The 7,695-nt window shown below is 44.7% G+C and carries 7 protein-coding genes, 1 riboswitch and 1 other annotated feature; all 7 genes read right to left on the reverse strand.

From position 1 onward, the window contains the following. A partial coding sequence (locus tag IQR33_RS21200) for a HisA/HisF-related TIM barrel protein (RefSeq protein ID WP_322631795.1) occupies positions 1 to 125 on the reverse strand: 125 nt, incomplete at its 3' end. A 12-nt stretch (positions 126 to 137) separates the two neighbouring features. Next, positions 138 to 752 (reverse strand): imidazole glycerol phosphate synthase subunit HisH, encoded by a 615-nt coding sequence (gene hisH, locus IQR33_RS21205; RefSeq protein WP_017634688.1) that lies wholly within the window; start codon positions 750 to 752, stop codon positions 138 to 140. A 26-nt stretch (positions 753 to 778) separates the two neighbouring features. Continuing rightward, positions 779 to 1,852 carry a bifunctional histidinol-phosphatase/imidazoleglycerol-phosphate dehydratase HisB gene (gene hisB, locus IQR33_RS21210; RefSeq protein ID WP_005389832.1) on the reverse strand — a complete coding sequence of 358 codons (1,074 nt, stop codon included), beginning with the start codon at positions 1,850 to 1,852 and terminating at the stop codon, positions 779 to 781. Positions 1,853 to 1,921: 69 nt separating this feature from the next. Next, entirely contained in the window at positions 1,922 to 2,962 is a 1,041-nt protein-coding gene (gene hisC, locus IQR33_RS21215; RefSeq protein WP_017634689.1) for a histidinol-phosphate transaminase, read from the reverse strand. 12 nt (positions 2,963 to 2,974) lie between these two features. Beyond that, a complete protein-coding gene (gene hisD, locus IQR33_RS21220) occupies positions 2,975 to 4,273 on the reverse strand; it encodes a histidinol dehydrogenase (protein ID WP_193837449.1) in 1,299 nt (432 codons plus the stop codon). A gap of 5 nt (positions 4,274 to 4,278) precedes the next feature. Beyond that, positions 4,279 to 5,175, reverse strand: coding sequence for an ATP phosphoribosyltransferase (gene hisG / locus IQR33_RS21225; protein ID WP_005378180.1), 897 nt, complete (start codon positions 5,173 to 5,175; stop codon positions 4,279 to 4,281). Between the two features lie 53 nt (positions 5,176 to 5,228). Continuing rightward, positions 5,229 to 5,366: a sequence feature (His leader region), on the reverse strand. A gap of 180 nt (positions 5,367 to 5,546) precedes the next feature. Further along, complete coding sequence (gene tet(35) / locus IQR33_RS21230) at positions 5,547 to 7,148, reverse strand: tetracycline efflux Na+/H+ antiporter family transporter Tet(35) (protein WP_017634691.1); 1,602 nt, start codon at positions 7,146 to 7,148, stop codon at positions 5,547 to 5,549. Positions 7,149 to 7,257: 109 nt separating this feature from the next. Continuing rightward, a riboswitch (Lysine riboswitch) is annotated at positions 7,258 to 7,440 on the reverse strand. Positions 7,441 to 7,695: the final 255 nt, after the last annotated feature.

A 7,695-nucleotide genomic window follows, 5' to 3' on the forward strand; every position in this document is an offset into this window, starting at 1 on the left:
CCCGCTTGGTGATACAAGTTGAATTGCTCTGCTGGGTCGACTTTGTACTCGGTTACTTGGCCGTAATCACCTTGATAAAGGCGAACCACCTGTCCTTCAATTAAATCAAGAGCTGGAATAATCACACTAAATCCCTTTTATAATTCTAAGAAGTTTTGAATAAGCTTCGCGCCCGCTTTTGAAGAACGCTCAGGGTGGAATTGCACACCATAGTAGTTACCGCTTTGTACTGCTGCTGTGAACGGGTTGCCATATTCACACTCAGCAATCGTGTACTCCCCGACAGGCATTGCAAAGCTGTGTACAAAGTAGAAGTACTCGCCTTCTTCAATGCCTTTGAAAAGTGGATTACCTGCTTTTGCAGACACCGTATTCCACCCCATATGCGGCAGCGGCAAGTCTCCTGTTTGTAGCAACTTCACTTCGCCTTCACAAAGTCCGAGACACTCAACCAACTCGTCGGCTTTCTGGCCTTTTTCTTGAGACACTTTGCCCAGCAGTTGCATGCCTAAACAGATACCTAGTAATGGCTTTTCTACCTGTTTTACCAAGCTGATCAGATCGCGCTCTTCTAGGTTCTTCATCGCTTCGCTAGCAGTTCCCACGCCCGGTAGGAATAGCTTATCTGCCGACAATACAACTTGCGGATCTTTTGAAATCGTTACGTCATAGCCTAGGCGTTCAATAGCAAACTTCACCGAAGAAACGTTGGCACAGCCAGTATCGATAATGACAACTTTCTGTTCTGTCACTGTTTTTCTCCTTGCTAACGTTAGCCTTAAAGCACGCCTTTACTACTTGGTAGCTCAGTGCCTTCTACTTTGATTGCTTGGCGTAACGTACGACCAAACGCTTTAAATAGACTTTCAATGATGTGGTGATCATTGTTGCCCGCAGAAGAAAGGTGCAACGTACATGCTAATGTGTCAGTCAGAGAGCGGAAGAAGTGAACTACCATCTCTGTTGAAAGATCACCCACTTGCTCACGACTGAATTGCGCGTCGAACTTAAGGTAAGGACGACCTGACAGGTCTAGTGCGCATTGTGCCAAACACTCATCCATTGGAAGGCTAAAGCCAAAGCGACCAATACCACGCTTGTCACCCAGTGCTTCTTTCAACGCTTGACCTAACGCAAGAGCGGTATCTTCCACTGTGTGGTGATCATCAATGTGCAGGTCACCTTCTACTTTGCACACCATCTGGAACCCGCCGTGTGTCGCAATTTGATCCAGCATGTGGTCGAAGAAGCCAAGACCAGTAGAGATGTCATTGCCGCCTTGTTCATCAAGATTAACGAATACTTTGATGTCTGTTTCTTTTGTGGTGCGAACGACTTCAGCAACGCGCGCCTTCACCGTGAGATCTTTCAGGATCTGTTTCCAACCCATGGTTTCCGGGTTGTATTGAATGCCACGAATTGCCATGTTTTCTGCAAGTTGAAGATCGGTTTGACGATCGCCAATCACAACAGAGTTTTGGAAATCCACTTTGCCACCTTGAAGATACTCTTTTACCAAGCCTAATTTAGGCTTACGGCATGAGCAGTTATCTTCATCAAAGTGAGGACAAATCAGCACGTCATCAAATTTCACACCTTGAGATTCAAAGATCTCCATCATCATGTTGTGTGGTGCATCAAAATCAGCTTGTGGGTAACTGTCGGTACCCAAACCATCTTGGTTCGTGACCATCACTAGACGGTATCCTGCATCCTGCAACGACAACAGGCTTGGGATAACAAATGGCTCCAGTTTTAGTTTATCTAAACGGTCTACTTGAAAATCAATCGGCGGCTCAACAATTAAGGTGCCATCACGATCAATAAAAAGGATTTTTTGTTGTTTGCTCACTCGAACTTCCTTATTGCTATTCTTTTGGCGCTCCCGCTATTGAGCGAGAGCGATAAATTCTGTCTCTATTTATGCGTAGTAGTTTCTGATAAATCCAAGCGTTTTTTCGCACTCGTCACGGTTACCCACACTGATACGCACACAGTTTTCAATTGGCGAGTTACGCAAAATAATGCCCGTATCCCAAGCAGCTTTGAAAAGGTCATCGCCATCTGGGAATTTCACCAATAGGTAGTTTCCCCACCCTTCAAACACTTCCAAGCCCGGAATCATTGAAAGGCCAACTTGCAAGTAAGCACGGTTTGCATTCAAATCGAGAACTTGAAACTTCGCTCGCGCTAAACCAGCTTCCGAAAGTGCCTGAGTCGCAATTTCTGCCACTGGAACTGGGACTGGGTAAGGTGCGATAACTTTAAGAAGTACATTAATCAGCTCTTCGTTCGCAAGCGTAAATCCACAACGCAGACCTGCAAGCGCAAAAGCTTTCGACAGAGTACGCAGAATCGCAAGATTCGGGTATTGCGCCAGTAAATCTACCGTTGACGCTTCTGGACAAAAATCGATGTATGCTTCATCCATCACCACGATTGCTCGGTCTTTTGTCATCTCAAGCAGAGACACAATGTCCTCACGCTTAACCAAGTTACCTGTTGGGTTGTTTGGCGAACATACAAAAACCAGTTTCACGTTATCCAGATTAGCTTCGATGCCTGCAAGGTCTAGTTGCCAATCTGACGTTAGCGGCACGGTTTTGCGCTCTACACCGATGGTTTCTGCACTGATGGCGTACATGCCGTAAGTTGGTGGGCAGTAAAGAATCGCATCTTCACCCGGCTCACAGAATGCACGAATTAATAACTCAATACCTTCGTCTGCGCCGCGAGAAGTCAGTGTTTGTTCTGGCTTCACACCCGCATACGCTGCGTAAGCGGAAATCAGTTCTTTCGGTTGGCATTCGCTGTAACGATTAAGACGAGCAAAGTCTGTTTTGTATTCATTGTTAAATGGTGATTCGTTGGCATTTAGCCATACGTCACCCGTACCACCGATTCGGCGAGCCGACATATAAGGGGTAAGCTGTTGGACTTGTTTACGCGCTAGCTTTTCCATCTCATTACTCTCTTATTCTTTCTTACTTGCTAATTTTTCTACGCGGATAGTAACAGCACGTTTGTGAGCGTCCAGACCTTCTGCTTCAGCCATCGTGACTACCGTTGGTGCAAGGTTCTTTAAACCATCAGCAGAAAGCTCCTGAACCGTCATTCGTTTAGAGAAATCCGCCAAACCTAAGCTTGAATAAGTACGTGTGTAACCGTAAGTAGGAAGGACGTGGTTAGTCCCCGATGCGTAATCTCCCGCAGATTCAGGCGACCAATCCCCAAGGAAGATAGAGCCTGCATTATCAAGTAGAGGTAGAAGCTCACGAGGGTTCTTAGTCTGAACAATCAAGTGCTCAGGACCGTAGTAATTGGAAATAGAAACTGACTGCGTCATCGACTCGGAAATAATGATCAAGCTTGATGCCAGAGCCTTTTCTGCGATGTCTTCACGAGATAGCTCCTTAAGCTGACGTTGAACCGCATCCGTCACTTGATCAGCAATCACAGGAGAAGAAGTCACAAGTACCACTTGAGAATCAGGACCGTGTTCCGCTTGGCTCAAAAGATCCGCAGCGATAAAGTCTGCATCTGCGGTTTCATCGGCAATTACAAGAACTTCTGATGGACCTGCTGGCATATCAATCGCAGCACCACAGAAATCATTACTTACCTGACGTTTTGCTTCGGTCACGTAAGCGTTGCCCGGACCAAAGATCTTATCTACTTTCGATACAGTCTCGGTGCCATAAGCCATTGCAGCAACTGCTTGGCCACCACCGACGTTATACACCTCATCAATGCCACACAGTTTCGCGACATAAAGGATCTCATCAGCGATTGGGGGTGGAGAACAAAGAACGACTTTACGACAACCTGCAATTTTTGCAGGAACGCCGAGCATCAAAACAGTCGATGGCAAAGGCGCACTGCCACCAGGAATGTACAAACCCACTTTTTGAATTGGGCGTGTTACTTGTTCACAAAGGACACCTGGCTGGGTTTCCACCTTGATCGGTTGCGGCTTTTGCGCTTTGTGGAACTTAGAAATATTGGCGTAAGCTTGCTCTAGTGCGCTCTTCATTGACTCTGACAAACGCTCTGACGCTGCCTTAATTTCCTGAGAAGAAACACGAATGGATTCAGGCTTAACACGGTCAAACTTTTCTGTCAGCTCAATAAGAGCAGAGTCACCTTCTTCTCGAACTTTAGCAATAACTTCGGCCACAGCAGTGGTGATATTGGCACCTTCTGCAATAGCAGGGCGCTCCAAAATAGAGTCTTGCTGATTCTCACTTAATGATTGCCAAACGACTGTTCTCATGATGCTTACTCCATCATTTTTTCAATTGGTAGAACGAGAATTGAACTTGCGCCCAACTCTTTCAGCTGTTCCATTGTTTCCCAGAATAGGTTTTCAGAACTCACTAAGTGAACAGCCATTTTCTGCTTATCTGCAGAAAGAGGAAGAACAGTTGGGTCTTCAGCACCTGGCAGTAGTGCTTTAATTTGATCTAACTTCTCTGCTGGGGCGTGAAGCATAATGTACTTAGATTCTTTCGCTTGCTGCACGCCTTGCATGCGAGTTAACAGCTTTTCGATTAGCGCCACTTTGTCTGCGTCGAACTCACCTGTGCGTTGAATCAATGTCGCTTTTGATTTGAAGATAATTTCAGCTTCTTTAAGGCCGTTCGCTTCCAGTGTTGCACCTGTAGAAACCAAATCAGCGATAGCATCAGCGAGACCCGCGCGAGGGGCAACTTCTACAGAGCCTGTCAGCATACATGTAGAGAATGGAACGCCGGCTTCATCCATGTACGCTTTTAGAAGTTGAGGATACGTTGTAGCAATACGCTTGCCAGCTAAGTCTTGTGGACCGTTGTACTCTTCGTCCTTGTCGATTGCGATAGATAAACGACAGCCACCAAAATCAAGTCGACGAAGCTGAACAAACTCGCAGGGTTCACCTAATGCTTTGCGGTCAAGGCGAACTTCTTCTAGTTCATTTTCGCCAATAAAGCCAAGGTCAACCACGCCATCCATAATTAAACCTGGGATGTCGTCGTCACGAACCAAGAGTAAATCAATTGGCATATTTTCAGAATGGACAACTAAACGCTCGCCCATTACGTTGAACTTTACGCCGCACTGTTTTAGTAGAGCTTGACTCTCTTTGCTAAGACGACCTTTTTTCTGAATTGCGATTCTTAAACGTTGTGTTTGCATTGCTTTGTCCCTATGCAAGATTTTGATATCTAAGTATTTTTCAAACTAATAAAACTAAAAAACCCTCGGGAGATTGAAGTCTCCCGAGGGTTTAAAATCTGCTTTTACTTTGATTTTACCTCCGGGAGTTTCCTGCCTCCCGGGTATGCGTACATCGCCCGAAAGACTAGATTGGGTGATGATGGTGATGAATGTTCATTACAAAATTACGCATACTTATTTCAAGGCTCTTCTCATTTGCTTTGTTACCAACAACACTAACCAAGCTGATTACTTTTTTCAACCCTTAATTTTAAAAAAATTCGAATTGTATAATACAAATAAAAAAGGAGGCCGAAGCCTCCTATAAATTTACTTTTTAAATCAGTGAATTACGCACTCTGGCAAGACGCTATTTTAGACTTTGAAAGCCATGACAAAATAGCGCAAACGATAATGAATGTTATCGACGCTGCAATGAACGAGAACGCTATTGAAGCAGTCATACCAAGGGCAATAAAGCCGACGCATGAAACAAGCGCGACTGATAATGCATAAGGTAGCTGTGTTGATACGTGATCAATGTGGTTACAACGTGCACCCGTCGATGACAAGATAGTCGTATCTGAGATTGGTGAACAATGGTCACCGAATACCGCACCAGCTAAAACCGCACTCAGCATCGGTAGCATTAGCGCTACGTCTGTTGCGCCAGCCATGTCTCCAGCGATTGGAAGCATGATGCCGAACGTACCCCATGAAGTACCTGTTGAGAACGCCATCAGGCCAGACAACAAGAATAGGATAACTGGGAGCCAATGAGGGTTGATATTGCCCTGCGCCATTGTCGAAAGGTAAGTACCAGTCTTCATATCACCGATAACAGAACCAATGGTCCAGGCAAATACTAAGATTAGAATCGCACCAAACATAGACTTAGCACCAATCCAAAGTGTACGTGCGATCTCAGCCATTGGTAGACCTTGCTTCACAACAGTAAACAGTGCAACTGCTAAGCCAAGCAAGCTACCGTAGATTAGTGATGTACCTACATCTGTATTTTCAAAAGCACCAAGAAGCGCAAACTCCTTACCATCAGCAGCCAATGCTTGGCCACCCGTGTAAAGCATTGAAGCGATAGTCGCGATAATCAGCGTCACGATAGGAAGTATCAAATCTGACACTTTACCCTTTTCACTTTCACGGATATCTAGCTCTTCGTTTAGGTCATGCGCTTCTTGCGAGTCATTTTCTTTGTCTTTATCAAAGCCACGACCTTGCGATGCAGAGATCTCATGCTCACGCATTTTACCAATATCAAGACCAAACCACGCAACAGCGAACACCATTAGCAGCGCAAAAACGGCGTAGAAGTTCATTGGAATAAGACGAACATATGCGCCAAGAGCCGAATACTCTGTGATCCCATGTGAGACTAAGATCCCGCCAATAATAGTAATAATGTAAGCACCCCAGCTAGAAGCAGGCATAATTACACACATTGGAGCAGCGGTTGAGTCTAGAATGTACGCAAGCTTAGCGCGAGACACATAAAAGCGATCGGTTACTGGGCGAGAGATCGCACCAACAGCAAGGCTATTAAAGTAATCATCGACAAAAATGAATACGCCTAAAAAGGCGGCAAGAAGTTTGGAGCCGCGTTTACTCTTCACTCGAGATTGTGCCCATTCAGCAAAAGCACGAGTACCGCCAGATAGCGTTAATAAAGCTGTTGTCATACCTAATAAGATTAGGAAGCCAACAATGCTCATGTTCCAAGTGTTAATTCCGCCATCTTCAATAAAGACAGAAGAAACTTGAGAACTGACGTAACCTGCGGTGTCGCTGATAGACCAGCTATTAAGTAGCACCGCACCTAGCACGATACCTACACCCAAGGAAACTAATACACGTCGAGTCAAAATCGCCAAAGTCAAAGCGACAATAGGTGGCAATAATGAAACAGGAGAACTAGAAAAATCTATTAAATTCATGATCTTCAAAAACCAAAGTTTGGCTAGAGATCTACTGCAGACAAGTCACGTAGCATACGATACGTGCTCATGTTGAACTTAGCGACAGGGAAGCGAACACTCCACCCAACCCTACAGTAGCGCTCCATAGTTTAATGTGAATATATACTATGGCAGTGTTGTTCCTTTCAGATACAACCCCAGCAAGTAACTTTGATGAGTTACTTACTTCGGCAATCTTCGCCTTCCACTATTATTCATTGGCATCACCCCAATAATAGCTACTCTTCGAGACCGCGCCTCTACGGCAACAACAAACAATTAACCACTAACTGTACAAATTAACAACAAATTGTCTGCAATATTGCATCAGGTGGCAGCCATTGTACTTATGATGAGAGTCAATGCAACACATCAAACTAAATTAAACAAATAAATAATGACTGAGATAATTTATAAACCTTGCCTACTTCCATAAGTTTTGTGCAACTGAAATCACATCAATCATGTTATTTATGAAACATTATTACTACCTTAGAAATATCATGGTTTATCTTATATCAATAAA

The sequence above is a fragment of the Vibrio sp. OPT46 genome (assembly GCF_015163535.1).
In the GTDB taxonomy this organism is placed as follows: Bacteria; Pseudomonadota; Gammaproteobacteria; order Enterobacterales; family Vibrionaceae; genus Vibrio; species Vibrio alginolyticus.

What these genes read in the sequence shown, in the direction of transcription:
- hisD (WP_193837449.1), bottom strand. Translation starts at nt 4,273, where the DNA reads ATGAGAACAGTCGTTTGGCAATCATTAAGTGAGAATCAGCAAGACTCT.
- hisG (WP_005378180.1), bottom strand. Translation starts at nt 5,175, where the DNA reads ATGCAAACACAACGTTTAAGAATCGCAATTCAGAAAAAAGGTCGTCTT.
- hisC (WP_017634689.1), bottom strand. Translation starts at nt 2,962, where the DNA reads ATGGAAAAGCTAGCGCGTAAACAAGTCCAACAGCTTACCCCTTATATG.